Below are 2624 nucleotides of genomic sequence, written 5' to 3'. Positions count from 1 at the left end.
GTGCTTCAACTGATTGAACTTATTGAAAGCGAGAACTGTGATGAGGACAAATTCAATGCTGAATACCACTATCCATTAGACAGTATTGAAAATAGGCTGGCAGATATGGCTGATGATGTAAGAGAACGTAAATTTATGCAGGGCCGTAAAAAATATTACATTAACGATGGAGAAATCGAAATAGTAAGACCTGTCGATAACACCAAATTTTGTGCAAATTGCTCCAGATTAAGAATCACACCTGACGGTAAAATCAAACCGTGTTTGCTTAGAAACGATAATCTTGTTGAGTTGATTTCACATATAAGAAATGGAGAAAGCGAAGAAAAACTGGAAGAAATTTTTATAAGAGGCATAGACAAACGAGAACCGTTTAACAAATAAAGATTAGGTGATATCATTAAAAAATATTTGATTCTGATAGGAATAATAAGCATATTTCTACTCATTACACCGCTATCTGCTGCAGATGAGAATAATACTCAAAATACCATCATTACATCTGGAGAATCCCCAGCTAGTGACAACGAAAAACTTGATGTTTATATAAAACCTGACAAATTTACAGGAATATACGGAAATAATGAAACACCAATACTGGTTTATGCATATGATGAAAACAATGAAAGTGTAACTGAAGGAACCGTGACATTAATCGACGTGTTTGGTGAAGACCATACCATACATCTCGAAAATGGTATTGGAGGCAGATATATTTTTTGTAAAGAAACCGGGACTTTTAATATTACATGCAAATATACCGGAACAGGCAAATACAATAATGCAACAACAACCTTGACTTTATATGTTCCTGTTGCAAATACAACCTGCCACAACATTGTTGCAACAAAATATGACAATTGTGTGTATTTTACAGGAAATGTCGTTTCAGACTATAGGGAATACGAAGAGTTTCAAGACTTTGAAGAGGTGACCGAAGGAAACCTGACCATATATATCGATGGTGAAAATATGGGAATGTGCAAAGTAGATGCAAACGGAAACTTTTTATATATCTGGAATACGACAAGAAATCTTATTGGTCAGCCAGTTAACTTTACCGCCTTTTTCACAAACAACAAAAAACACTTCAATCCTTCAAATTTTTCCAAAACATTCACATTTACGGGTGCAAAAAATACAGAAATAACATCACAAATCACTACCGTCGGAAATGACATCCTAATCAACGGAAGCGTTAAAGACAATACAGGAGCAAATGTCATTGGAGGAACACTAACGTTAAATAACCAATACAAAATCCCCGTAGATACAAACGGCAAATTTAAATTTTACATTACAAATCAGACACAAAATGAAGTCAACTATGAAATTGGCGTGATGGATTGGGGATCAAAAGCAGACATCAGAGCAAACATTCCCCTAATGAACGGGATTGAACACACCGAACTAACAGACAATCTGATTGACTTATGCAATCAGGGAAGTCCATACATCAAATTTGGAAACGGAAACGGTAAAACTATTGTTGTTAATGTTGGAACCCACGGATGCGAGCTTGCATCACAAGTAGCTGGATTGAAACTGATAAATTTGCTTGCCACCTTCGGCGATGAAATAAACGGGACAATATATGTATTTCCATTCATTTTTCCAGAATCCACTGCCATTAATGAACGTATGGTCAATTATACAAATCTGAACACAGTGTCAAACATCAATGGAACAGTATCAAACAATTTAGTAAACTTTGCAATCTCAATAAATGCATCAGGACTTGGAGATTTTCACTGTACAAGGCATAGCGACAGCGATGTTGGAATAACATGCATAATGTGCACATATATTCCAACCTTAGAAAGTTACGATATTGCAATGGCTGTTTCAAATGAAACAGGATACGACATCAAAATATATGAAACCGCAGGAATACCATACGCCGGAGCGATTGAAGACACATGCAATCTAAATGGAATCCCAGCAAATACATATGAAGTTTTATGCAACCATAAGACCATTGAATATGGAAGTCCTGAAATCTCATTCAACATGATGAAATCATTTTTAAAATATTTCGGATTCGATATTGATAAAATGACAAGGATTACTCTTCAAAACAAAACATTATCATTAATATTTACAAGCCCATATAACTATAATTCAAGCATGAAAAGCATTGATTTAATGAAAAATGCACAAATAATATCTAAAAGTGCATCATACATCATCAATTATGGTGGAAAATACAGCATTACACTCAAGGATATAAGCGGAACCCCCCTTGCTGGAAAAAAAGTAACATTTACATTGAATGGAAAATACATCGGATCAGCCACCACCAAAAGCAAGGGCATTGCAACATTTACATTAACACCAAAAGTCCTGAAAGCTGCAAAATACGGCAAAAGGAATTTGATAATAAAATTCAGTGATTCCGATTACAAACTAACCAAAAAAACCGTTAAAATAACAATCACTAGAGAAAAGACAAAACTTTCTGCCAAATCAAAAGCATTCAAAAAATCAATCAAAACAAAGAAATTAGCTGCAATCCTAAAAAACAGCAAAGGAAAAGCCATTAAAAATGTCAAATTAACATTGAAAGTTAAAGGCAAAACATATAAAGCTAAAACCAATTCCAAAGGTAAGGCAATTTTTAAAAT

The 2624-nt window shown here is 34.3% G+C and carries 1 protein-coding gene and 1 pseudogene; both read left to right on the top strand.

The genetic code is table 11. The features are described from left to right. Positions 1 to 384 (top strand): annotated as a pseudogene (locus QZU83_RS10605) (GTP 3',8-cyclase MoaA); the annotation flags it as partial. A 27-nt stretch (positions 385 to 411) separates the two neighbouring features. Next, positions 412 to 2624: hypothetical protein (locus tag QZU83_RS10600; RefSeq protein ID WP_295611951.1), on the top strand; the 2213-nt coding region annotated here is incomplete at its 3' end.

The organism is uncultured Methanobrevibacter sp. (assembly GCF_902771435.1).
Lineage (GTDB): Archaea > Methanobacteriota > Methanobacteria > Methanobacteriales > Methanobacteriaceae > Methanocatella.
Note: the sequence above shows the minus strand (reverse complement) of the source record. Positions and strands in the feature narration are given on the sequence as shown.